Raw genomic sequence first — 22,177 nt, forward strand, 5'->3', positions numbered from 1 at the left:
GTCGGGGGGGAGGTGGCCGGGCGCGTTCGGGGGGGTGTGGGGTTGTTTTTCTTTCTGCCCGGGGGCGGGGCCCCCGCCCGGGCCGTGGGGCCGGGCCGGCGCCCGGGCGCCGGCCCGGCTCAGGCCGGGAACGCGTTCAGGATCGGCACCAGCCGCTCCTCCTCGTGGTCGAGGTGGGCCTCCAGCTCCGCGACGAGCCGGTCCACCCCGGCCAGCAGCGCCTCCGGCGCCACGGCGTCGGCGGAGATCAGCTCGCTCAGCTCGTCCAGGAGACGCTTGACCCGCTCGTGCTCGGCGCGCAGCGCCGCCAGCGTCTCGTCGAGTTCGGGGTGGCGCTCGGCGAGGGCGGGGAACACCTGCCCGTCCTCAATGCCGTGGTGGTGCGCCAGCCCCTGACAGGCGGTCAGGCAGTTGATCCGCAGTTGCGCGCCGAGCCGCGGGCCCGACCGGGACAGCTCGGCGCGGATCAGGCGGAGTTCCCGGCGGAACGCGTCGTGCACCTGCCGGAGGAACTCTCCCGGCGGGACGCCGACCGCCGGGCCGCCACCGCCGGCCCGTTCGAGCGCGATCACCGGCAGCACCCGGCCGGCCCGCTCCTGGTAGGCGGCCCAGCCCGGGTCCAGCTCGACCGCGCGGGCGAAGAACGTGTCCCGCTCCTCGCCGTCGAGGATCACCGCCGTCGCCCGGTACGTGAAGATGCCGTCCTCCACCGTGACCCGCGGGTTCGCCCGCAGGTTGCGGTACCAGGTCGGGTGCCGGGGCGCGCCGCCGGCCGAGGCGATGACGATCTTCCGGAGCCCGTCGGGCAGGTAGCCGAGCGGGGTGGTGTGCGGGGTACCGGTACGGGCCCCGGTGGTGGTGAGCAGGAGCAGGCGTCCCCCCTCGAAGGGGCCGCCGACCAGTCCGCGGTTCGCGCGGAACTCCTCGATGACCTGCTGGTTGAAGTCGATGGGCATGCGTGCCATATCCAATCCGTGCTGCTACGGGTGACCGCGCGCGGACGCGCGGAGAAGGGCGAGGACCGCGCACGCGGGGCGCGGCGAGCCGCGCCGCACGCGGCGCGGCGGGTACTCCGCACGCCGACCCCGACGGCAGGTGGTGCCGGATGTGGGACGGGCAGGCAGGGGCCGGGAACACTCGATCGATCACCGGCTCCGCGTAGCACGGGAAACGGCGCCGAACGGTGCCGGACGGTGCCCGAGCCGGGCGACGCCCGACCGGACGATGCCTGACCCTGACGGTGCCCGAGCCGGGCGGTGCCTGGACGTGACGATCCCCGACCTGGCGGTGCCCGGACCTGGTGCTGCCGACGGTGTTTCCGGAGCTACGGCCGGAATCCGCGTCGCACGGCGATGCTCGGCACCGCCGGAGGCGGAAGTGGGCGCGCGGGATGCGGTGAGGTCAGGCGTCGCCTGTGAAGTGTGAGTTCACGACATCATCCCCTGCGGCCGGTGCGCCGCCCAACCGCCGGCCGTCCTCCCTGGCCGGGGCCACGCGACACGTACGTCATCCAAGCCGGCCCACGCACCGCCGTCAACCCGGCAGGATGGAGGGTGTGCGGGGCGGGCCCGTCCGGGACCGCTCAGTCGATCAGCGTACGGCCGGTGAGGTGCAGGAACACGTCCTCCAGACCGCTGCGGCGGACCAGTACGCTCGCCGGGTTCAGCGCCCGGTCCTGCACCTGCGCCACGGCCGCGTCGCCATCGCCGACGTAGAGCAGGACGCGGTCGGGCAGCACCTCGGTCCGCTCCCCGATGCCGGCGAGCTTGCCGGCGTACTCCTCCTGCGACTCGGCGGCGAAGCGCAGCTCGACCACCTCGCGGGTCGAGTACCGCTCGATCAGCGACCGGGGCGAGCCCTCGGCCACGATCCGCCCGCCGTCCATCACCACCAGCCGGTCGCAGAGCTGCTCGGCCTCGTCCATGTAGTGCGTGGTCAGCACGAGCGTGACGCCCTGCTGCTTGAGCCGGAACAGCCGCTCCCAGACGAGGTGCCGGGCCTGCGGGTCGAGTCCGGTCGTCGGCTCGTCCAGCAGGACGATCTCCGGCTCGTTCACCAGCGCGCGGGCGATCGTCAGCCGGCGCTTCATGCCGCCGGAGAGCGGCTCGACCTTGCTGTCGGCCCGGTCCGCGAGCTGCACGAAATCCAGCAGCTCGGCCGCGCGGGCCCGGGCCACCCGGCGCGGGATGCCGAAGAACCGGGCGTACGTGGTCAGGTTCTCCTGGACGGTGAGCTCCGGGTCGAGGTTGTCCAGCTGGGGGCAGACGCCGAGCCGGGACCGGATCGCCGGACCCTGCCGCCGGGGGTCCATGCCGAGGATGGTCAGCTCGCCACCGCTGGGCGGCGAGACACAGCCGATCATCCGCATGGTCGAACTCTTGCCCGCGCCGTTGGGACCGAGGAAGCCGAACGCCTCGCCCGCCGTCACGGCGACGTCGATGCCGTCGACGGCCGTGAAGTCGCCGAACCGCTTCACCAGCCCCCGCGCCTGGATGAGTGGTTGCGCTGTGCTCACCCGGCCGACCTTAGACGGACCCCCCGACATCCCCCACCGGGTTTCGCCGGCCCCGGCCTCCCCCGAAGCGGCCGGGCGGGGACGGTACCAGGGACGTCCGTCGATAGTGAGGACTATCTTTTCGATCAACGACTCGGTACGGTCCGGCTGGGGAGGACCGCGGAATCCCACCACCACGGTCGGTCCGACCACTTCGGCGATCGGCGCGCGCCGGCATGACCAGCACCCCGCCAGATCCGGAAGGAACCGCCATGGCACCCGACGCAACTCCCGTCCCCAACCCCGGTGGCCTGAGCCGCCGCGGCGTACTCGGGCTCTCCGCCTGCGCCGCCGCCAGCGCGATCTCGGTCGCCGGCCCGTTCACCGGCATGGCCCAGGCCGCCGACGGCGGCGCGGTACGCGACTCGCGCGGTACCCGGCTGCCGGTAGGCAAGATCGGCATCCAGCTGTACTCGATCCGCACCGACCCCGCGCCCTTCGCCGAGAAGCTGCCCAAGCTGGCCCAGCTCGGCTTCAAGGAGATCGAGTTCGCCGGGTACGGCACCGTCACCAGCGACGCCGACATCCTCGCGATCCGCAAGATCCTCGACGACAACGGGCTCAAGGCGGTCGGCTCGCACGTCGGCTTCGGCACGCTCTGGAGCGACCTGACCCGCCAGCTCGACATCGCCGAGATGCTGGGCATGCGCTTCATCGGTACCGCCGACGCGCCCACCGGCAGCCGGTACGCGGCCGACTGGCGGGCGGCGGCCGACCGGTACAACGCGGTCGGCGGCGCGGCCAAGGCCCGCGGGCTGAAGTTCTACCAGCACAACCACGACGGGGAGTACAACTTCCTGCTCGACCGCGGGCCGCTGGACGCGAACGGCAAGCCCACCCGCTCCAGCGGGCAGCGCGGCCTGGAGTACTTCTTCGGGCTGACCGAGCCCGAGCTGGTCTGGTTCGAGATGGACATCTACTGGGCCTACCAGGCCCAGGTGCGGTTCAAGACGTACGTCGACGAGATCGGGGCCACCCGGCGCGACGTGCTCGACCCGATCAAGACCATCGGCCGGCAGCAGGAGCGCTTCCCGCTCTTCCACGTCAAGGACGGCTACCTCAACGCCGAGGGCACCAGCCTCGTGATGACCAACTTCGGCGTACCGAACGGCTACGTCCCGTTCGAGCGCTTCTTCGCCAGCCTCAAGTCCCTCGACTACCACCACTACATCTGGGAGAACGACAACGCCGGCGACACCCCGCCCGAGGAGGGCGGCGTCTGGGGCGGCACCAAGACCAGCTACGACAACATGCGCGCGCTGCGCTTCTGACCCCGTCGATCTAGGGCAAATCGTGGTGATTGAAGATTAACTCACCATGATTTGCCCTAGATCGCGGCGGGTAGCGTGGCAACGCCGGGGCGGGCGGACTAAGCTATTAGCTAACCGAGGAGGCCGGGTCATGTCCGCAGAGGCGGTGCACTACAACATGCATGATGCGAAGACCCACCTGTCGCGCATCATCGAGCGGGTGGAACGCGGCGAGGAGATTATCATCGACCGGGCGGGCACCCCCGTGGCGAAGGTCGTGCCGCTGGTACGTCGAACCAACCGCACCGCGATCGGCTCGCTCGCCGGGCAGCTTGACCTGTCGGGTGACTGGGACTCGCCCGAGACCAACGCCGAGATCGCCGCCGAATTCGGTATCGGCGGATGAACCTGCTGCTCGACACCCACGTGGTGCTCTGGGCCATCACCGGCGACGCGACCCTCGGCGAGGATCTCCTCGATCGGCTACGGCACGACCCCGACATCTTCCTCTCGCCCGTCAGCCTCTGGGAGATCACCATCAAACAGGCCGAGGGAAAGCTCGGCGGGCCGCCCGATCTCGCCGAACGGGTACGGGACATGGGTTTCCGCGAGCTGCCCGTGACCCACGCCCACGCGATCGCCGCCGGCCGCCTACCGGCGCACCACCGTGACCCCTTCGACCGCATGCTCGTGGCACAAGCGGTCTCCGAAGGCTTGACGCTGGCCACCCGCGACGGGTCGATCGCGCTCTACGACGTGGATCTCCTCAAGGTGTGACCGGTCCGAGTAACCGCCGGCCCCGCGCCTAGGCGTGTCCCGCCGGTCAGGCGACGGGCGCGGTGGCGGCACGACGGGCCGCCGCGACCAGTTGGTCGGTCTGTGCCACCACGGCCGGGTCCGCCGCGGGGGTACCCGGGTCGTAGCGCACCGTCCAGCTCAGCCCGTCGGTACCGCTGACCCGCCGGGCCACCACCCGCACCGCGCCGCCCTCGACGCGGTGGTGCGCGGTGTACGCCACCGAGGCGGTGACCCGGGTCCGCACCTGATGCGGCACGTCACCCGGCTCCAGCAGCAGGTACGTCTCCACCGGCCGGTCCACCATCACCCGGTACCCGTCGCGCTCCTCGGCCGGCGCGGCCGGGGTGACCGCCAGCTCGCGCCCCGACCAGACCGCCTTGTGCACCTCGTGCCAGCCAAGCCGCTCCGCCCGTCCGGGCAGCCAGAGCCCCCGGTTGGTGACCGCGACCACCCCGCTCCCGGCCGCGACCGCGCCTCCGCCGCCGGCCGCGTCCTCACCGGCCGGGACCTCGGCCCAGGCGATCAGGCGCTCGTCCCGCTCGAACGGCGGTCGGCGCTCGGCCGGCAGCTTGCGCCTGCGGTTGAAGAGTCCCACCGTCACAACCCTCCCGCGGCCTGCTCGCGCAGGGCCCGTGCGTGCTGTTCCAGCGAGAGCAGCTCGCCGAAGAGCGCGAAGTACTCGTCCTTGTTGGCCACCGGGTTGATCCGCTGCACCTTCGATTTGAGATCGCGGATCCGGGCCGTGACCGACCCCCACTCCAACCGGGCGAGGGTGATCGAAACGTAGCGCGGGTCCGGGTCGCCGTCGATGCGCAGCGGCTCGACCGCCAGCTCACTGACGAGCGCCTGGCCGGCCAGATCCGTACAGGCGTCGCGGACCCGTTCGATCCAGACCGCGCCGCCGGTCGCGACCGCGGCGCCGCCGGCCGCGTCGACCGCGGCCCGCACGACCCGGTGTACCGGGTGGCGGTAGACCTCCGCGTCGAGCGCGTCGAACATCGGCCCGGCCAGCACCGGTACCTGCAACGCCAGCTTCAGCGCCTCCCGCTCCACCAGCGACTGCGGGTTGTCGATCACCGGTTCCACCGGGGCCGGGCGGGCCGGCGCCTCCTGCCCGGGCGCGCCCTTCGCGGGCGGCGCCGCGGCGGCGTTCAGCACCGCCCGCTGCACCGGCTCGATCTCCATGCCGAGGTCGCCGGCGAGCTTGCGGACGTACTCGGGGCGCTTCTCCCGGTCCTTGAGCTTGGCCACCAGCGGCGCCGCCCGGCGCATCGCCTCGACCCGGCCGTCGACGGTGTCCAGGTCGAAGCGGCTGATCACCTGGCGCAGCGCGAAGTCGACCAGCGGCTCCCGGCGGGCCACCAGGTCCCGCACGGCGACGTCGCCCTTGGCCAGCCGCAGCTCGCAGGGGTCCATGTTGTCCGGGCTCACCGCGATGAAGGTACGCCCGACGAAGCGCTGGTCGTCCTCGAAGGCCCGCAGCGCGGCCTTCTGGCCGGCGGCGTCGCCGTCGAAGGTGAAGATGATCTCACCGGCGACCGCGTCGGTGTCCATCAGCAGCCGCCGCAGCACTCCGATGTGGTCGGCGCCGAAGGCGGTGCCGCAGGTCGCCACGGCGGTCGGTACGCCCGCCAGGTGGCAGGCCATCACGTCGGTGTAGCCCTCCACGATGACCGCCCGCCCCTGCTTGGCGATCTCCCGCTTGGCCTGGTCGATGCCGTACAGCACGTGCGACTTCTTGTAGATCGGCGTCTCGGGCGTGTTCAGGTACTTCGGGCCGTCGTCGTCGTCGAAGAGCCGGCGCGCCCCGAAGCCGATCACGTCGCCGGTCAGGTCCCGGATCGGCCAGAGCAACCGGCGCCGGAACCGGTCGATCAGCGAGCCCGAGCGCGCCGGGCGGGACAGCCCGGCCGTGACCAGTTCCTGGGCGCTGAAGCCCTTCTGCCGCAGGTGCTTGGTGAGCAGGTCCCACGCGTCCGGCGCGAACCCGCAGCCGTACCGCTCGGCGGCGGCCTTGTCGAAGCCGCGCTGGGCGAGGAACTCCCGGGCCGGCCGCGCGGCGGCGGTACCGAGCTGGTCGGTGTAGAACTCGACGGCGGCGGCGTGCGCGGCGACCAGGCGCTGCCGCTGGCTCTGCTGCTGATGTCGCGCGGGCGCGGGACCGGATTCGAGGTAGCGCAGCTGGATGCCGGCCCGGTCGGCGAGCCGCTCGACCGACTCGACGAAGCTCAGGTGCTCGGCGTCCATCAGGAACTTGATCGCGTCGCCGCCTTGTCCACATCCATGGCAAAAGTACACGTTTCGGGCAGGCGCCACGGTGAAGGAGGGGGTCTTCTCGTCGTGGAACGGGCAGAGCCCCTTGAGGTTGCCGCCGCCGGCAGACTTGAGCGTCACCGTCTCGGAGATCACGTCAGCGATCGAGGTTCGCTCGCGGACCAGCGTGATGTCCTCGTCGCGGATCCGGCCAGCCATCCGTCACCCCCCTGTTCCGATACATCCTGCCCTGCCCCGGCGATCTCGCGGGCTCCGGGGAGGGCCCCAACAATGATCCACGCGCCGCCGCCCGCCCGGCCCGCGCACCACGATCCCGCGCCGTTCGCCCGGGTTCCGGCTTCCGCCCCGGGCGGCCGGTCGGAGCGCGATGATTACCGACTGTGAGCGAGGAAGGCGACCCGCGCCCGGTGCCGTTCCGGTCCGGCCGCCTCGTCGATCGGCTGCGGGTACCGCCCTCCGCGCTGCCCGGCGGGCGGGAGGAACGGCATGCGAGCTGGCTGGAGCTCTTCTTCGACCTGGCCTTCGCGCTGGCCCTGACCGTGGTGCTGGGGCGGCTCGACGACGACCCGTCGCCGCCGAACGCCGAGGTGGTCATCACCGTCGGTCTCTACGGCATCCTCTGGTGGTCGTGGGGAGGGCACGCCTTCTACGACACCCGCTTCGACCCCGACGACCTGCCGCATCGGCTCGGGGTGCTGCTCGCGATGCTGGGCGCCGGCGCGATGGCGCTCGGGGCGAGGGAGCCGGTGGAGAGCCGGCTGCTGCCCATCGGGTACCTGGCCGCGCGCGGGGTGCTGATCCTCCTCTACCTCCGGGTGCGCACCACCACCCCCGCGGCGAACCAGTTGACCCGCGTCTACCACATCGGCTTCACCGCCGGCTGGCTGCTCTGGCTCGCGTCGCTGGCGGTACCGGAACAGATGCGGCCGGTGCTCTGGATCGCCGGGTTCCTGGTCGAGTTCGCGACACCCTGGGTGGGACGCCACTGGTTGCTGCGCTTCCCGGTACATCCGTCGCACCTGCCCGAGCGGATCGGGCAGTTCACCATCATCCTGCTCGGGACCACCCTGGTCGACCTGCTCAACGCCGTACCGCGCGCCACCTCGGCCCGCATGCTCGTCTCCACCGCCCTCGCCTTCGCGGTGATCGCCTCGATCTGGTGGGTCTACACCACCTTCGTCTCGACCGGGATGGCGCTGCGCCGGCTCAGCGCCGGGCTGGCCTACGCGTACGTACACGCCGTGCACGGCGCGGCCCTGCTGTTCATCGGGTGGGCGCTCGGGCAGACCCTCCGGCAGATCGCCACCGGTTCGGCGCGGATGCCGGAGATGCTGCGACTGCTGCTGGGAGGCTCGCTCATCATCTGGATGCTCTGCGGCCTGGCGATGCAGCTGATCTACGCCCGCCGGCTGGACCGGGTCCGTTTCGCCATCGGCTGCGGCGGCGTCACCGGGCTCGCGCTCCTCGTCGGTACCATCCCCGACCCGCGGATCGTGCTGCCGCCGCTGGCTGCGCTGCTGGTCTGCTATTCGGTGCTGGTCAGCCGGCAGATCGCCCGCATCTCCGCCAGGCTCGCTCGGTAGCCGCCATACTTCGGGCAGTGGCGTCGGTAGGCGGGATGACGAGGATGGGCGGCATCGAACAGCCGGTGGACGGGCGCCGCGCGCGCCCGTACCGGGCCGAGCGCGGGGTGCGGGCCGTCCTGCGTACGGCCACCTGGGGCGCCACCGCCGCCGGGATGCTGCACGCCGCGCCGGCCGTCTCCACCCTGGCCCGGGTGCGGCGGCGCTTCCTGCCCGGCCTGACCGGCCTCGGGGCGCCCGAGCACGTGGCGCTGACCTTCGACGACGGGCCGGATCCGCGCTCCACGCCGGCCTTCCTGGCGGCCCTGGCGGCGCACCGGGTCACCGCCACGTTCTTCCTGCTCGGGCGGATGCTCGCCCGCGCGCCGGAACTGGGGCGGGAACTGGTCGCGGCCGGGCACGAGATCGCCCTGCACGGCTGGGGTCACCGCTGCCTGCTCGCCCGGGGGCCGCGCGCCACCCACGACGACCTGGTCCGCGGGTACGAGCTGGTCACCGAGGTCACCGGCGTCCCGCCGCGCTGGTACCGGCCCCCGTACGGGGTACTGACGACGCCGGCGATCCGTACCGCCCGGCAGCTCGGTCTCGCCCCGGTGCTCTGGAGCGCGTGGGGGCTCGACTGGACCGCCCGCGCCACGCCGGGTTCGGTGCTGGCTGCGGTGCGGCGGGACCTGGCCGGCGGCGGCACGGTGCTGCTGCACGACTCGGACTGCACCTCGGCGCCGGGCTCCTGGCGGGCCACGCTCGGGGCGCTGCCGGAGCTGATCGAGGGGATTCGGGCGGCCGGCCTGACGGTCGGCCCGCTGCGCGAGCACGCGGTGCGCGGCCGGGCCTGACGCGACCCCGAGCGCGGGCCGGCGACGAACGCCGCACCGCGGCGCTCGGACAATGGCGGCTCCGAGCGCGGTGCGCCGCCGAGAGCCCTCGTCGGCCCGGCGTGACGGGGCCCACATAGGCAACTTCGTCAGCAGTGGCTAACGTTAGCGATCCCTGACACACTTCGGGAGGTCCGATGGGCGCACCGATGGCATTCCTCGAGATCCTCAGCCGCGGCGAACACGAACGCGCGCGGCGGCCCTACTCCGACCTGTTCGGCCGGCGGATCGGCGCCGACCCCGACGGGAACCCGGTGGGGCTGTGGTCCTGAGCGGGCCGCCGGACCGGTTGGACGATGCCCTGCGGGCGCTGGCCGAACCGCGGCGGCGGGCGATCCTGCGCCTGGTGGCGGACCAGGAACTGCCGGCCGGACAGATCGCCGCCGCGTTCGAGGTCAGCCGCACCGCGGTGAGCCAGCACCTGACGGTGCTCAAGACCGTCGGGCTGCTCGACGAGCGGCGCGAGGGCACCCGCCGCCTCTACCGCACCCGCCCGGAAGGGCTCGCTGAGCTGCGAGAATTCCTCGACGACCTGTGGGGCTCGGCGCTCGACACGGCGCGCGGACTGGTCGAGGAGCAAGCGGGTCTCCCCGCCCGGGAGGAGGTACGAGATGCAGGCTGACCGGGACCGGACGGTGCCGCCGCGCCGGCCGCCGATCAACCAGTCCACGCTGGTCCGCAGCGGCGCCGCCCACACGTTCGAGGTGTTCGTGGCCACCATCGGCAGCTGGTGGCCGCTGCGCCCCTTCTCCGCCGGCCAGGACCGGGTGCGCGAGGTGGTGTTCGAGCGACACGTCGGCGGACGGCTCTACGAGACCTGGACCGACGGCACCACCGTCACCTGGGGCGACGTGCTGGCCTGGGAGCCGCCGCGCCGGTTCGTCATCACGTGGGAGATGACGCCGGCGACCACCGAGGTCGAGCTGCGGTTCAAGCCGCTCGGCCCCGCCCTGACCCGGGTCGAGGTCGAACACCGCGGCTGGGAGGCCCTCGCCGAGGCCGACCTGGGCGCCGACTGCGCGCTGCCCGGCGGCTACGCCAGCGGCAGCTACGCCGCCGGCTGGCGCACCATCCTGGCCGCCTTCGCCGGTCAAGAACTCTTCAAGGAGTCACCGTGACGAACGAAACGCAGCACTACGCCCTGCGGCTGATACCGCCCCGCCCGTCCTTCTCGCTCGATATGACGCAGACCGAGCGGGCAATCATGACCGAGCATGTCGACTACTGGCGCGGCCTGCTCGCGCGCGGGGTCGCCGTCGCGTTCGGACCGGTGCTCGACCCGGCCGGTCCGTACGGGCTGGGAATCGTCGCGGCGAGCGGCCCCGACGAGGTACGCGAGCTGGAGGTGGACGATCCGGCGATCGCGAGCGGGCTCTGCACGTACGAGTTCTTCCCCATGCCTGGCGCCTTCGTCCGGCCCGTCGCCGGAGGTGACGGTTCGTGAGCTGCGTCTTCATGGTGATCCACTATCCCGCACCGGGGCGGCGTGAGGCCCTGCTGCGGGCCATGGCGGAACGCGCCGAGCTGCTGGCCGCCGCGCCCGGCTGCGTCGAGGTGGGCGCCTGGCAGGAGCGGGGCGACCGGCTCGTCGGCATCTCGCGCTGGGAGTCGGAGGCGGCGTTTCGGGCGGCGGTACCGCCGGGGTTCGGCGAGCCCAGCGACGAGATCCCCGAGGGCGAGACGCGTCCCCGGGAGAAGTTCCTGCTCTTCCCGGGGTGACCGGTCGCCCGCTACCGCTACGCTCGCACCCATCGACGATCACGACGGGGAGGGTCCGTGGCCGAGGAGCCGGATGTCGGCCTGACGGTGGCGCTGGCGGAGTACGAGCACCTGCGCGAGGCGCGCCGGGGCAACAACGACGAGTCGAGCGCCCGGTTCAACTTCTTCCTGGTGCTGGCCACGGCGGCGACGGCGGTCGCGGGTGGGCTGATCACCGGGGGCGGCTCCGGCGCGGCGGCGGTCGCCGCCGTGATCGGCCTGGGCGGGCTGGTGCTGCTGCTCGGGCTGACCGTCTTCGTCCGCCTGGTCGAGTTCCGCGCCCGCAACCGGCTCTACGCGGTGGCAATCGACTCGGTCCGCACGTACCTGGCCCGGCGCGCCCCGGACGTGGCCCCGTACATGATCATGCCGACGCTCGACGCGCCCGGGGTCTACCAGGGGCGCCCGCCCGGCGGCGGCTGGGTCTACGGCACGATCAGCCTGGCCGGCACGGTCTGTCTGATCAACAGCGCGTTGATCGGGGTCGGCACCGGGGTGGCCGTACGCCACGCCGGCGCGGTGACCTGGGTGGCCCTGACGGCCGGTCTGCTCGCCCTGGCGGTGGCCGTGAGCCTGCAGGTGGGCTACCTGAACCTGCGGTCGAGGGCGGCGCGGCGGCGCATCCAGGCGGACCTGGACGCCCGGCCGCGGCCGGCGGACCCCGTCCCCGCGCCGCGGTCCGATCCGCGGCCCGGGGAAGCGGTCGACCGGTGAGGTCTCCGGCCCGGCGGTCGGGACGCCTCACGCGACGAGGCTGACCTCTTCCTCCTCGATCCGGCGGTTCCAGTCGGCCTTGATCGCGCGCCAGCCCTCGTCGTCGGTGCCGAGCCGCCAGTAACCCGAGATGGAGAGCTGCTCGCGTGCCACCCCCCGGTCGAAGCGCAGCAGGTGCCGCAGCTGCCTGACGAAGGCCGCCTCGCCGTGCACGAACGCCTGCACGGCGCCGGGCGGGAACTCCAGCGCCCGCACCGCCTCCACCAGGGCCGCGCCGACGGTACGCGGGCCGCGGTGCACCCAGACGATCTCGGCCGCCGCGGCGGTGGCGAGCGGCTGCTCCTCCTCGGGGCCCGCCACCTCGACGAAGACCTGGGCCGGCACGCCGGCGGGCAGCCGCTCCAGCGAGGCGGCGATGGCCGGCAGGGCGCTCTCGTCGCCGACCAGCAGGTGCCAGTCGGCCTCCCGGCCCGGGGCGTACGCGCCGCCGGGGCCGAGGAACATGATCTCGTCGCCGGGTCGCGCGGCGGCGGCCCAGGGGCCGGCCAGCCCCTCGTCCCCGTGGTACACGAAGTCGATCGTCAACTCGCGGCGCGCCGCGTCCCAGGCCCGGACCGTGTAGCTGCGCAGCCGGGGCCACTGCTCGCGGGGCAGCTCCCGCCGCACCGCCGCCATGTCCAGCGGTACCGGGTACTCGACCCCGGGCCGCGGGAAGATCAGCTTGACGTAGTGGTCGGTGAAGGCACCGGCGTGGAAGTCGGCCAGCCCCGCACCGCCGAGGACCACCCGGATCATGTGCGGGGTGAGCCGCTCGGTACGCAGTACGATCGCGTGGTTGACCCGCGCCTTGTCGCTCCGGTCCGTCATGGGAGGTAAGGCTACCCTAATCTGACCGGCGCGCAGCACGCGAGCCCAGTTCAGCGGCCCGGAGCCGGACCGGCGGCGCGACAGCCCGGGGTCAGATCAGCAGATAGCCCGGCGGTACGAGGTCGGTGAGCCAGACCCCGTTCTCGCTGCGGTAGAAGAGGTGCCCGTCCCGGGCCATCGCCGCCGCGTCCACCGGCACGACCACCACCTCGCCCCGGCGCCGGGCGCCCACCCGGCGCGCCGTCTCCACGTCCGTCGAGAGGTGTACGTGGTGACGCCGGCCACGGTCGAGCCCGGTGGCCCGGATGGCGGGCAGTACGGCGGCGCTCGTGCCGTGGTAGAGCCGCTCGGGCGGCGGCACCGGGGCCAGGCCGAGGTCGACCGGGACGCTGTGCCCCTGGCTCGCCCGAATCCGCTCCACCCCGTCGGGGCCCCGCGCGACGGCGAAGCGCCGCTTGTCGTTGCCCGCCACGATCTCGTCCAGCTCGGCGCGGTTCAGCCGCAGCGCGGCGAGCAGCTCGTCGACCGGTACCCAACCGGCGGGGTCGAGCGCGATGCCGGCGCCGTCGGGATCGTGCCGCAGCGCCTTCGACATCCGTTTGCTCAGCAGCACGAGGCGCCGCGGCTCCACGATCAGCTCCCCAACAGCGCGGCAAAACGGTCGCGGGCGTGCTCGGCCAGGTCGTCGAGCGCCTGCCACGCGGCCCGCGCGGCCGCCGGGTCGCGCTCGGTCAGGCCGCTGGCGAGGAACTCGTCCTCGTCGAGCCGGAGCAGGGTCCGGCCGTCCGCCGACAGCCACAGGTCGAGGTCCAGATCGTGCACCTCCAGCGTCCCGTCGTACAGCCGCGCCGGCCGGGTGACGTCGCAGTACCAGCCCTTGCGGACGCCGTCCGCGCCGCGCACCTCCTTCACGGAGTACCAGCGGCTGCGCCAGTAGTGCTCGGTGAAGAGGTCGCCCTCCTCGAAGCGGACGAATCCCATGTCGCGGGTCGGCGCCCCGGCCCACGGGGCGCGCACCACCACGTGATCGCCGTCGTCGGCGACCACCACCGCCGCGTAACGCACGTCCGGCCGGGGGTGCTTCACCAGCCGTACGCCCACCGCGTCGCCCGGGCGGGCCAGCGCGCCGCCGCTCGTCTCCGTCATCGCTTCCCCTCGGCCTCTTCCTCATCCATGCTGGCCCGCCAGCTCCAGGACGTACGGCGGGCGCGCCCGTCGAACTCGATCCGGCCGGTGCACCAGAGCAGCGCCCGGGCCGGATCGCCGGGCGGAGCGTCGGGAAAGAGCCGGGCGAGCGCGCGGGCGGCGAGCTCCTCCGGCGGCAACCAGTCGAGGGCCAGCCCGGCACCGATGTCGTACGTGTGCACCAGGATCTCGGTGACGCCCATCGCGGCGAACCCGCCCGGGTCGGTCGGCCCCCAGTGCCAGGCACGGGTGCCCGGATCGGCGCGGTCCAACGCGCCGCCGAGCAGGCCGGCGGCGGCCTCCACCACGGTGAGCACGGCGGCCGGCGACGCGTCCGGGCGGACGGTGAGGTCGAACGGCAGATACCCATCGGCGGCCCGGCCCGCCAGCTGTCCGGCGTAGGCGAGCAGGTCGTGCGCGACGTGGGCGGCCGTGGTCCAGCAGCTCCACTCCAGCGGGCCGGCCCGGACCCGCCAGTCCCGCTCGACGTGCGGCCCGAGCGTCCGGGTCATCGCCGCGACGGCCCGGTGGACGTCGGAACTGTCCATCGCGCGCACCGCGCCATGTTACGAGCGCCCCCGCCCGCCCGCACGGCAATAACCCGACCGAGCACGCCGACCGAGCACGCCGATCTTGGAGTCGTGGCGGCGACAAAGGCGGTGAATAACGGCATACCGCCGACCACAAGTCCATGATCGACGGCGGAGGGGCGGGCGGCGAGACCGGGCGGTCAGCCGGCGAGGCGGCGGTGCCAGGCGACGGCGGCCGGGTCGGTGAGGGAGGCGACCTGGTCGATCACCACCCGCAGCCGGGCGCCGTCGTCCGGGGCGGCCCGCCACAGCGGGGCGAAGACCGGGTCGAGGCCGCCGGGGGCCCGCATCGTCAGCGCGTGCACCAGTTCGGTGAGGATCTCCTGCTGCCGACCGTACCGCCGGTCCGCGCCGGCGCGGCGCATCACGTACCGCAGCGCGATGCCCTTGAGCAGCGCGCACTGGGCCCGGACCGCGCGCGGCACCACCAGGTCGGCGGCGTAGCGCCGCAGCGGCCCGGCACCCGCCCGGTGCCGGGTGGCGTCGACCGCCGCGGCGACGAACCGCCCGGTGAGCACGCTCGTGGTGCGCTTCAACGCCGCCTGCGCCGGATGGCTGCCGTCGTAGTCGGCCAGCGGCGCCAGCACCGGATCGGCCAGCAGCGCGACCAGGACCTCGGCCAGGTCGCCGGGCGACTCGGTGGAGTAGGTGGCGGCCACGTCGGCGCAGAGCGCGGCGCGCTCGTCCGCGTCGTCGAGCAGCGGGCGCAGCCGGACGTAGCCGCCGTGGATGCCGTCCTCGACGTCGTGCACCGAGTACGCCACGTCGTCGGCCCAGTCCATCACCTGCGCCTCAAGGCTGCGGACCTGGTCCGGCGCGCCGCGCCGCAGCCAGGCGAAGACCTCGGCGTCGTCGGCGTACACCCCGAACTTGCGCTGGCCCGGGCGGCGCGGCCAGGGGTACTTGCAGGTCGCGTCGAGCGAGGCCCGGGTGAGGTTCAGGCCGGCGGAGGTCCCGTCCGGCCCGAGCACCTTGGCCTCCAGCCGGACCAGTACGCGCAGCGTCTGCGCGTTGCCCTCGAAGCCGCCGCAGGGCTGGGCCAGTCGGTCCAGGGCGTCCTCGCCATTGTGCCCGAACGGCGGGTGCCCGAGGTCGTGGGCGAGTCCGGCGACGTCGACGACGTCGGGATCGCAACCGAGCCGGGCGCCCATCTCGCGGGCGATCTGGGCGACCTCCAGCGAGTGCGTCAGCCGGGTACGCAGGAAGTCGTCGGTACCGGCCGTGTGCACCTGGGTCTTCGCCGCCAGCCGGCGGAACGCCGCCGAGTGCAGCACCCGCGCCCGGTCCCGCTGGTACGGCGTACGCCCGTAGCCGGTGTCCTTCGGCGGCTCCGGTACCCGCCGCTCGGCGTCGGGGTTCGCGTCCCCGCCACCCGCCGGCGGCACCGGCTCCTCTGGCGTCACCTGAGGAAGGGTAGCGCCGCGGGGAACCGGCCCGCCGTACGGGCGTCGGGCCCGGCTACGCCCGGTTGGCGGCCGGGATCCGGCCCGGCGCGAAGGCCGCCTGGATCCAGTTCGGGTAGGCGACCGGCGGGCGGCTCACCTCGTCGAGTTCGGCGAGGTCCTGTTCGGTCAGGGTCAGCTCGGCGGCGGCGAGGTTGTCGGTGAGCTGGTCCATCCTGCGCGCGCCGACGATGACGCTGGTGACGGCGGGCCGGGTGAGCAGCCAGGCGATCGCGACCCGGGCCGGGCTCGCGTCGTGCCGGGCGGCGACGGTACGCAGCACGTCGACCACGTCGAAGCCGCGCGCCTCGTCGAACTGCACGAAGTCGAAGCCCACCTGGGACCGGCGGGACTCCACGTCGGCGACCGCCCCGCCGCGCTCGAACTTGCCGGAGAGGAAGCCGCCGGCGAGCGGGCTCCACACCGTGAGGCTCACCCCCTCGTCCTCGGCCATCGGCACGAGGTCGCGCTCCGCGTCCCGGGAGACCAGCGAGTAGTGGACCTGGTTGGCGACGAAGCGGGCCCGGTCGTACCGCGCCGAGATGCCCAGGGCCTTGCTGATCTGCCAGGCGGCGAGGTTGGCCGCGGCCACGTAGCGGACCTTGCCCTGCCGTACCGCGTCGTCGAGGGCGGCCAGCGTCTCCTCCATCGGCGTGAGCTGGTCGTAGTTGTGGATGTGATACAGGTCGATGTAGTCGGTCTTGAGCCGGCGCAGGCTGTCCTCCAGCGCCCGCATCACGTGCAGCCGACTGAGGCCCTGGTCGTTGGGGCCCGGCCCGACGGGGGCGCGGAACTTGGTGGCGAGCACGACGTCCCGCCGGCGGTGCTGGATCGCCCGGCCCACCAACTCCTCGCTCTCGCCGTCGGCGTACGCGTCGGCGGTGTCGACGAAGTTGACCCCGGCGTCGAGCGCGGTACCGACCATCCGGTCGACCTCGTCCTGCCCGAGCGCGCCCAGCTTGCCGTAGACCGCGTGTCCCTTGCCGCCGAACGTCATTGTCCCGAGCGAGATCTCGGAGACCCAGACGCCGGTACGTCCCAAAAGACGGTATTTCACCGTTGACTCCTCGTAGTCTTATTTCCCGGTTACACCGGAACCGCCGCCCATCCGGCCCGACCTTCCGGTCACTATGTCGGACACACTGTCCGGCGAAATGCTACACCCCCACGCCGTCCGCCCTCTGCCCCGACAAACCCTCCCGGACCTACGAAGACACCCGGGCCGCACCGGACGCCGGGCGTGGGAGGGGGCCGACCTAGGATCGGGAAATGCCCTCCATCACCCGCCGTCCCGCCCGCCCCGACCGGCGCGCCTCGGTCGAGGCGCAGGTCCTGGCCACGACCGGGCGCCTGCTACGGGAGGGGACGCCCTTCACCGAACTGGGCGTCCAGCGGATCGCGGCCGAGGCGGGGGTGGCCCGGTCGACCTTCTACAGCCACTTCCGCGACAAGACCGACCTGCTGCTCCGGCTCGCCGGCACCATGCAGCGGACCGCCCTCGACATCGGCGTCAGCTGGCGACCCGAGACCGGCCCGGAGGGGCTGGCGGAGGTCTTCCTCCAGGTCGTCCGCGTCTACCGCGAGTACGAGCCGGTGCTGACCGCGATCAACGAGGTCGCCGCGTACGACCGGACCGTGCGGGAGTTCTGGGTACGCGGACTCCGGCCGTTCACGGAGAACTCCAACTCACTGCTCCGCCGCGAGCAGGAGGCCGGCCGCATCCCCGCCGACCTCGACATCGACCACGCCAGCCGGGTGATCGTGGTGGGCGGCGAGCGGGCCATCGCCGACCACGTGGCGGCCAGCGGCGGCGACGAGAGCCAGGACGAGGCGTTCGCCCGCGAACTCGCGCTGATCTGGTGGCACGGCGCCTACCACCGCCCCCGCACCTGACCACCCGCCGATCTAGGGCAAATCCTCGCGATTGAATCTCCAATTACCGCGATTTGCCCTAGATCGACGAGGTGGGTGGGGCTAGTCGGCGCGCTGGCGCAGCACGCAGAACTCGTTGCCCTCCGGGTCGGCCAGCACGATCCAACCGTCCTCGTCGCTCTGTCCGACGTCGACGTGCCGGGCGCCCATGTTCACCAGCCGCTCGACCTCGGCCTCCTGGTCGGTCGGGCGCAGGTCGATGTGGAGCCGGTTCTTGACTTCCTTGGCCTCCGGCACCGGTACGAAGATCAGGCCGGGCAGTTCCTCCGGGGTACGGCGGATCTCCACCTCGTCGGGCCGCTCGTAGGTGATCTGGTAGTCGAGCGCCTCCGCCCACCAGCGGGCCAGACGCGCCGGGTCCGCGGCGTCGATGACCAGGTTCTCCCACCGGCTCGGCATCGGCGTACCTCCCTCGGATGGCGGGTGGTTAAGGTCGCGCGTCGCTCAGGTTACGCCCGGTTGCACCGTCGAGTGACCCGACGATCCGGCGCGCGCCCGCGGTTTCCACCCGCCCTCGGCAACGCGACCGAGCCTCGCATCATCTGATCAGTCGAGCGTCTCGAACCAATTGCCGACCGTTACGGCATTACAGCCGTCCATGTCCCGGTGTAGCGTGCCGAGAGCGGAAAGTCACCAGATGGGCGACGAGGACCGGTCGAACAGGATTCCCACCGGAACAGCGGTAAGGAGACACTCGTGGATTTCGACGCCGCCGTGGCGGCCGAGCTGCACCGGCTGCGCTGGCACCGGGACGACGTCTCGGGCACCGTCCTGTCCGGCCTCGACGGCATGCTGGTCGCCAGCGACCTGCCCGGCGTCGACGCGCACCACGTGGCGGCGCTCGCCGCGACCAGCTTCGGCCTCGGCCAGCGCTTCGCCGAGACGGTGGGCCGCGGCCAGTTGCGCGAACACGTGCTGCGGTCCGCCTGCGGCTTCGTAATCAGCTACCCGGCGGGGGAACACGCCCTGCTCAGCGTGGTGGCCCGGCCGGAGGCCGACCCGGAGGTGCTGGGCGCCGAGGCGCACGACCTCGCGCGGCGCCTCGGCACGATCTTCGACGACCGGTGGCGCCCGGCCGCCGAGCCGTCCGCCGGCGACCCGTACGCGCCGCTGGCCCTGCGTACGCCGATGGCCGCCCTGCCGGACGGGCTGCGGACCGGGTTCGACCTGCGCCTGCCGCCGAACTTCTGACCCGCCGCCACGGCTGCCGCACCGCCGGCCCGGTACCGCTGGGCCAATACCGAGAACGCGCTAATACAAAGAATGAGTGGCTTCGGCGCGCCGCAAGGCCACTCATTCTCTGTTATTTGTCGCTCGTCACGCGCCCGGCGTCGATCTAGGGCAAATCCTCGTTAGTTGATCTCTGATCACGACGATTTGCCCTAGATCGACGAGCCCGGCGCGAGCCCGGGCACCCGGGGCTCAGCGGCTGTCGGAGCCGGTGGCCTCGACGACGGCCCGGCCGGCCTCCAGCCGCGCCACCGGCACCCGGAACGGCGAGCAGGAGACGTAGTCGAGCCCCACCTCGTGGAAGAAGTGCACCGACTCCGGGTCGCCGCCGTGCTCGCCGCAGATGCCGAGCTTGAGGCCGGGGCGGGTGGCCCGACCCTCCTCGGTCGCGATCCGGACCAGCCGGCCCACCCCGTCCCGGTCCATCGACTCGAACGGCGATATACCGAAGATTCCCAGCTCCAGGTACCGCCAGAAGAAGGCACCCTCCACGTCGTCGCGGGAGAAGCCCCAGCCCATCTGGGTCAGGTCGTTCGTGCCGAAGGAGAAGAACTCGGCCGCCTCGGCGATCTGGCCGGCGGTCAGCGCCGCCCGGGGTACCTCGATCATGGTGCCGATCAGCACCTCGACCGCCCGCTCCCGGGTCACCTCGGCGATGATCTTCTCGGCCTCGGCGCGTACCGTCTCCAGCTCCTGCACCGCGCCGACCAGCGGCACCATGATCTCCGGCCGGGGGTTGCCCCCGCCCTTCGCGCACTCGACCGCCGCCTCGACGATCGCCCGTACCTGCATGGCGAAGAGGCCGGGGACGACCAGCCCGAGGCGTACCCCGCGCAGCCCGAGCATGGGGTTCTGCTCGTGCATCCGGCGCACCGCGGCGAGCAGCGCCTCCTCCTTGGCCACGTCCTCGCCGCGCTCCTGCGCGACGGCGACGTTCACGGCCAGCTGCTCCAGCGGCGGCAGGAACTCGTGCAGCGGCGGGTCGATGAGCCGCACCGTGACGGCCTGGCCGTCCATCTCGCGGAAGATCTCGACGAAGTCGGCGCGCTGCAACGGCAGCAGCGCCGCGAGTGCGGCCTCCCGTTCGGCGTCGTCGCGGGCCAGGATGAGCCGCTCGACCAGTTCCCGGCGGTCGCCGAGGAACATGTGCTCGGTACGGCAGAGGCCGATCCCCTGGGCGCCGAAGCGCCGCGCGCGGGCGGCGTCCTCCCCCGTGTCGGCGTTCGCGCGGACCGCCAGCCGCCGCCGCTGGTCGGCGTGGCTCATGATCCGGTGTACGGCGGAGACGAGCGGATCGCCCGAGCGCTCCGGGTCGATCGTGCCCTCGAAGTAGCGCACCACCTCCGAGGGCCAGACCGGCACCTCGCCGAGGTAGACCTTGCCGGTGGTGCCGTCGATCGAGATGACGTCGCCCTCGGCGACCACCTGTCCGGCCACGGTGAACTTCCGACCCGGCACGTCGACGTCGAGCGCGTCGGCGCCGCAGACGCAGGTCTTGCCCATGCCGCGGGCGACCACTGCGGCGTGGCTGGTCTTGCCGCCGCGCGAGGTGAGCACGCCCTGGGCGGCGATCATGCCGGGCAGGTCGTCGGGGTTGGTCTCGCGGCGGACCAGGATGACCCGCTCGCCCTGACCGGCCAGCTCGACCGCCCGTTTCCCGTCGAAGACCGCCCGGCCGACGGCGGCGCCCGGGGAGGCGGCGATGCCCCGCGCGATCGGCTCGATGTCGTGTTCGACCTTGAACCGGGGGAACATCAGCTGGGCGAGCTGGTCGCCGTTGACCCGGTGCAGCGCCTCGTCGAGGTCGATCAGGCCCTCGTCCACCAGCTGCGCGGCGATGATGAACGCCGCCGCGGCCGTACGCTTGCCCACCCGGGTCTGGAGCATCCAGAGCTTGCCGCGCTCGATGGTGAACTCGATGTCGCAGAGGTCCTGGTAGTGCTCCTCCAGTCGGGCCATGATGCCGAGCAGCTCGTCGTACGCGGGCTTGTTGATCCGCTCCAGCTCCTGCAGCGGCACGGTGTTGCGGATGCCGGCCACCACGTCCTCGCCCTGGGCGTTGGCCAGGTAGTCGCCGTAGATGCCCTGCGCACCGCTGGCCGGGTCGCGGGTGAAGGCGACGCCGGTACCGGAGTCGGGCCCGAGGTTGCCGAAGACCATCGCGACCACGTTGACGGCGGTACCGAGATCGGCCGGGATGCGCTCCTGCCGGCGGTAGAGCACCGCGCGTTCGGCGTTCCAGGACTCGAAGACCGCCTTGATGGCGAGGTCGAGCTGCTCGCGGGGGCTCTGCGGGAAGTCCCGCCCGGTGTGCTTGACGAAGATGGTCTTGTACGCGTCGACCAGCGCGCGCAGGTCGGTCGCGTCCAGGCCCAGGTCGTCGCTCGTGCCCTTGGCCCGCTTGGCGCCCTCCAGCGCGTGCTCGAACTCCTCGCCCGGCACGTTGCAGACGGTCTTGCCGAACATCTGGATGAGGCGGCGGTACGAGTCCCACGCGAAGCGCTCGGCGCCCGCGGTGCCGGCGGCCTCGGCCTGGCGGGCGAGGCCGACGACGCTCTCGTCGTTCAAACCGACGTTGAGGACGGTCTCCATCATCCCGGGCATGGAGAACTTGGCGCCGGAGCGGACCGAGACCAGCAGCGGGTCGGCCGGGTCGCCGAGGCGTCGGCCCATCTCCCGTTCCAGGGCGGCCAGGTGGGTGGCGATCTGGTCGGCCAGCTCCGGCGGTTCGGTGCCGGTGGCCAGGTACGTCTTGCAGGCCTCGGTGGTGATCGTGAATCCGGGCGGTACCGGTAGGCCGAGGTTGGTCATTTCGGCCAGGTTCGCGCCCTTGCCGCCGAGCAGGTCCTTGAGATCCTTGTTGCCCTCGGCGAAGTCGTACACGTACTTGTGTGTCGCCGTCTCCTGCGATGCCACCAGAGCCTCCTACGCGCGCCGGTCAGACACTGAACGAAGGTTAAGTCGCCCTCATGTACCCGAGTCCGGTGTTCCGTACCCGGGACACCAATGGCCACTGGTGGGCGAAGGCTAAGCGAACAGGAGGTGACCGGGGAGGCTTTGGTGACAATATGCACAGCCGTCCCGACTGACCGTGTTCGTACCAGTTGTTGGGAACGCTTCCATGT

25 protein-coding genes are annotated in these 22,177 nt (G+C 72.6%); 13 read left to right on the forward strand and 12 right to left on the reverse strand.

Annotation, left to right across the window (positions count from 1 at the left end; all coding sequences use genetic code 11):
- Positions 1-119: 119 nt before the first annotated feature.
- Both AB0J86_RS22490 and AB0J86_RS22495 read right to left on the reverse strand, forming a co-directional pair.
- Positions 120-965, reverse strand: coding sequence for a nitroreductase/quinone reductase family protein (locus AB0J86_RS22490; RefSeq protein WP_363859544.1), 846 nt, complete (start codon positions 963-965; stop codon positions 120-122).
- A gap of 617 nt (positions 966-1,582) precedes the next feature.
- Positions 1,583-2,515, reverse strand: a complete 933-nt coding sequence (locus tag AB0J86_RS22495; RefSeq protein WP_363859545.1) for an ABC transporter ATP-binding protein — start codon at positions 2,513-2,515, stop codon at positions 1,583-1,585.
- 251 nt (positions 2,516-2,766) lie between these two features.
- On the opposite strand from AB0J86_RS22495, the gene AB0J86_RS22500 reads away from it, so the two are divergent.
- The 3 genes from AB0J86_RS22500 to AB0J86_RS22510 all read left to right on the forward strand — a co-directional run bounded on the left by AB0J86_RS22500 (position 2,767) and on the right by AB0J86_RS22510 (position 4,581).
- Positions 2,767-3,825 carry a sugar phosphate isomerase/epimerase gene (locus tag AB0J86_RS22500; RefSeq protein WP_363859546.1) on the forward strand — a complete coding sequence of 353 codons (1,059 nt, stop codon included), beginning with the start codon at positions 2,767-2,769 and terminating at the stop codon, positions 3,823-3,825.
- 130 nt (positions 3,826-3,955) lie between these two features.
- Positions 3,956-4,210 (forward strand): type II toxin-antitoxin system prevent-host-death family antitoxin, encoded by a 255-nt coding sequence (locus AB0J86_RS22505; RefSeq protein ID WP_363859547.1) that lies wholly within the window; start codon positions 3,956-3,958, stop codon positions 4,208-4,210.
- On the forward strand, positions 4,207-4,581 hold the full coding sequence (locus AB0J86_RS22510; RefSeq protein ID WP_363859548.1) for a type II toxin-antitoxin system VapC family toxin: 375 nt from the start codon (positions 4,207-4,209) through the stop codon (positions 4,579-4,581). The genes AB0J86_RS22505 and AB0J86_RS22510 overlap by 4 nt, the downstream gene beginning before the upstream one ends.
- A gap of 46 nt (positions 4,582-4,627) precedes the next feature.
- Here AB0J86_RS22510 and AB0J86_RS22515 read toward each other — a convergent pair whose 3' ends face one another.
- Positions 4,628-5,197: a hypothetical protein gene (locus tag AB0J86_RS22515; RefSeq protein WP_363859549.1), complete on the reverse strand. Its 570-nt coding sequence runs from the start codon at positions 5,195-5,197 to the stop codon at positions 4,628-4,630.
- A 2-nt stretch (positions 5,198-5,199) separates the two neighbouring features.
- Positions 5,200-7,074, reverse strand: a complete 1,875-nt coding sequence (gene dnaG / locus AB0J86_RS22520; RefSeq protein WP_363859550.1) for a DNA primase — start codon at positions 7,072-7,074, stop codon at positions 5,200-5,202.
- Positions 7,075-7,256: 182 nt separating this feature from the next.
- Between dnaG and AB0J86_RS22525 the strand changes: the two genes are divergently transcribed.
- From AB0J86_RS22525 to AB0J86_RS22560, 8 genes are all read left to right on the forward strand, one after another.
- Positions 7,257-8,459, forward strand: a complete 1,203-nt coding sequence (locus AB0J86_RS22525) for a low temperature requirement protein A (RefSeq protein WP_363859551.1) — start codon at positions 7,257-7,259, stop codon at positions 8,457-8,459.
- A gap of 44 nt (positions 8,460-8,503) precedes the next feature.
- On the forward strand, positions 8,504-9,295 hold the full coding sequence (locus tag AB0J86_RS22530) for a polysaccharide deacetylase family protein (RefSeq protein WP_363859552.1): 792 nt from the start codon (positions 8,504-8,506) through the stop codon (positions 9,293-9,295).
- 176 nt (positions 9,296-9,471) lie between these two features.
- Positions 9,472-9,606, forward strand: coding sequence for a hypothetical protein (locus AB0J86_RS22535; RefSeq protein WP_363859553.1), 135 nt, complete (start codon positions 9,472-9,474; stop codon positions 9,604-9,606).
- A complete protein-coding gene (locus AB0J86_RS22540; protein WP_363859554.1) occupies positions 9,597-9,956 on the forward strand; it encodes a metalloregulator ArsR/SmtB family transcription factor in 360 nt (119 codons plus the stop codon). Before AB0J86_RS22535 ends, AB0J86_RS22540 begins: the two co-directional genes overlap by 10 nt.
- Positions 9,946-10,452: an SRPBCC domain-containing protein gene (locus tag AB0J86_RS22545; RefSeq protein WP_363859555.1), complete on the forward strand. Its 507-nt coding sequence runs from the start codon at positions 9,946-9,948 to the stop codon at positions 10,450-10,452. The genes AB0J86_RS22540 and AB0J86_RS22545 overlap by 11 nt, the downstream gene beginning before the upstream one ends.
- Positions 10,449-10,778: a YciI family protein gene (locus AB0J86_RS22550; protein WP_363859556.1), complete on the forward strand. Its 330-nt coding sequence runs from the start codon at positions 10,449-10,451 to the stop codon at positions 10,776-10,778. The genes AB0J86_RS22545 and AB0J86_RS22550 overlap by 4 nt, the downstream gene beginning before the upstream one ends.
- Positions 10,775-11,053 carry an antibiotic biosynthesis monooxygenase gene (locus tag AB0J86_RS22555; RefSeq protein WP_363859557.1) on the forward strand — a complete coding sequence of 93 codons (279 nt, stop codon included), beginning with the start codon at positions 10,775-10,777 and terminating at the stop codon, positions 11,051-11,053. The genes AB0J86_RS22550 and AB0J86_RS22555 overlap by 4 nt, the downstream gene beginning before the upstream one ends.
- A 57-nt stretch (positions 11,054-11,110) precedes the next feature.
- Positions 11,111-11,806 (forward strand): hypothetical protein, encoded by a 696-nt coding sequence (locus AB0J86_RS22560; protein ID WP_363859558.1) that lies wholly within the window; start codon positions 11,111-11,113, stop codon positions 11,804-11,806.
- Positions 11,807-11,833: 27 nt separating this feature from the next.
- Here AB0J86_RS22560 and AB0J86_RS22565 read toward each other — a convergent pair whose 3' ends face one another.
- From AB0J86_RS22565 to AB0J86_RS22590, 6 genes are all read right to left on the reverse strand, one after another.
- Positions 11,834-12,673, reverse strand: a complete 840-nt coding sequence (locus tag AB0J86_RS22565) for a siderophore-interacting protein (protein ID WP_363859559.1) — start codon at positions 12,671-12,673, stop codon at positions 11,834-11,836.
- 91 nt (positions 12,674-12,764) lie between these two features.
- A complete protein-coding gene (locus AB0J86_RS22570) occupies positions 12,765-13,304 on the reverse strand; it encodes an RNA 2'-phosphotransferase (RefSeq protein ID WP_363859560.1) in 540 nt (179 codons plus the stop codon).
- Between the two features lie 2 nt (positions 13,305-13,306).
- Positions 13,307-13,819: a DUF402 domain-containing protein gene (locus tag AB0J86_RS22575; RefSeq protein WP_363859561.1), complete on the reverse strand. Its 513-nt coding sequence runs from the start codon at positions 13,817-13,819 to the stop codon at positions 13,307-13,309.
- Complete coding sequence (locus AB0J86_RS22580) at positions 13,816-14,406, reverse strand: maleylpyruvate isomerase N-terminal domain-containing protein (RefSeq protein ID WP_363859675.1); 591 nt, start codon at positions 14,404-14,406, stop codon at positions 13,816-13,818. Before AB0J86_RS22580 ends, AB0J86_RS22575 begins: the two co-directional genes overlap by 4 nt.
- 182 nt (positions 14,407-14,588) lie before the next feature.
- A complete protein-coding gene (locus tag AB0J86_RS22585; protein WP_363859676.1) occupies positions 14,589-15,833 on the reverse strand; it encodes a deoxyguanosinetriphosphate triphosphohydrolase in 1,245 nt (414 codons plus the stop codon).
- Positions 15,834-15,906: 73 nt separating this feature from the next.
- Complete coding sequence (locus AB0J86_RS22590) at positions 15,907-16,947, reverse strand: aldo/keto reductase (protein WP_363859562.1); 1,041 nt, start codon at positions 16,945-16,947, stop codon at positions 15,907-15,909.
- 212 nt (positions 16,948-17,159) lie between these two features.
- On the opposite strand from AB0J86_RS22590, the gene AB0J86_RS22595 reads away from it, so the two are divergent.
- Positions 17,160-17,783: a TetR/AcrR family transcriptional regulator gene (locus tag AB0J86_RS22595; RefSeq protein WP_363859563.1), complete on the forward strand. Its 624-nt coding sequence runs from the start codon at positions 17,160-17,162 to the stop codon at positions 17,781-17,783.
- Between the two features lie 81 nt (positions 17,784-17,864).
- On the opposite strand, the gene AB0J86_RS22600 is transcribed toward AB0J86_RS22595, so the two are convergent.
- Positions 17,865-18,221, reverse strand: a complete 357-nt coding sequence (locus tag AB0J86_RS22600) for a VOC family protein (protein ID WP_363859564.1) — start codon at positions 18,219-18,221, stop codon at positions 17,865-17,867.
- Positions 18,222-18,518: 297 nt separating this feature from the next.
- On the opposite strand from AB0J86_RS22600, the gene AB0J86_RS22605 reads away from it, so the two are divergent.
- Positions 18,519-19,013, forward strand: a complete 495-nt coding sequence (locus AB0J86_RS22605) for a roadblock/LC7 domain-containing protein (RefSeq protein WP_363859565.1) — start codon at positions 18,519-18,521, stop codon at positions 19,011-19,013.
- 231 nt (positions 19,014-19,244) lie between these two features.
- On the opposite strand, the gene ppdK is transcribed toward AB0J86_RS22605, so the two are convergent.
- The gene (ppdK, locus tag AB0J86_RS22610; RefSeq protein WP_363859566.1) at positions 19,245-21,968 is read right to left on the reverse strand and encodes a pyruvate, phosphate dikinase; all 2,724 of its coding nucleotides are present in this window, start codon (positions 21,966-21,968) and stop codon (positions 19,245-19,247) included.
- Positions 21,969-22,177 lie beyond the last annotated feature (209 nt).

The organism is Micromonospora sp. NPDC049559 (genome assembly GCF_040676675.1).
Taxonomy (GTDB): Bacteria; Actinomycetota; Actinomycetes; order Mycobacteriales; family Micromonosporaceae; genus JBFAPK01.

Coding starts and splice junctions, on each gene's coding strand:
- AB0J86_RS22490 (WP_363859544.1), bottom strand. CDS start 965: ATGGCACGCATGCCCATCGACTTCAACCAGCAGGTCATCGAGGAGTTC.
- AB0J86_RS22500 (WP_363859546.1), top strand. CDS start 2,767: ATGGCACCCGACGCAACTCCCGTCCCCAACCCCGGTGGCCTGAGCCGC.
- AB0J86_RS22505 (WP_363859547.1), top strand. CDS start 3,956: ATGTCCGCAGAGGCGGTGCACTACAACATGCATGATGCGAAGACCCAC.
- AB0J86_RS22510 (WP_363859548.1), top strand. CDS start 4,207: ATGAACCTGCTGCTCGACACCCACGTGGTGCTCTGGGCCATCACCGGC.
- dnaG (WP_363859550.1), bottom strand. CDS start 7,074: ATGGCTGGCCGGATCCGCGACGAGGACATCACGCTGGTCCGCGAGCGA.
- AB0J86_RS22530 (WP_363859552.1), top strand. CDS start 8,504: ATGGGCGGCATCGAACAGCCGGTGGACGGGCGCCGCGCGCGCCCGTAC.
- AB0J86_RS22535 (WP_363859553.1), top strand. CDS start 9,472: ATGGGCGCACCGATGGCATTCCTCGAGATCCTCAGCCGCGGCGAACAC.
- AB0J86_RS22545 (WP_363859555.1), top strand. CDS start 9,946: ATGCAGGCTGACCGGGACCGGACGGTGCCGCCGCGCCGGCCGCCGATC.
- AB0J86_RS22565 (WP_363859559.1), bottom strand. CDS start 12,673: ATGACGGACCGGAGCGACAAGGCGCGGGTCAACCACGCGATCGTACTG.
- AB0J86_RS22575 (WP_363859561.1), bottom strand. CDS start 13,819: ATGACGGAGACGAGCGGCGGCGCGCTGGCCCGCCCGGGCGACGCGGTG.
- AB0J86_RS22580 (WP_363859675.1), bottom strand. CDS start 14,406: ATGGACAGTTCCGACGTCCACCGGGCCGTCGCGGCGATGACCCGGACG.
- AB0J86_RS22595 (WP_363859563.1), top strand. CDS start 17,160: ATGCCCTCCATCACCCGCCGTCCCGCCCGCCCCGACCGGCGCGCCTCG.
- AB0J86_RS22600 (WP_363859564.1), bottom strand. CDS start 18,221: ATGCCGAGCCGGTGGGAGAACCTGGTCATCGACGCCGCGGACCCGGCG.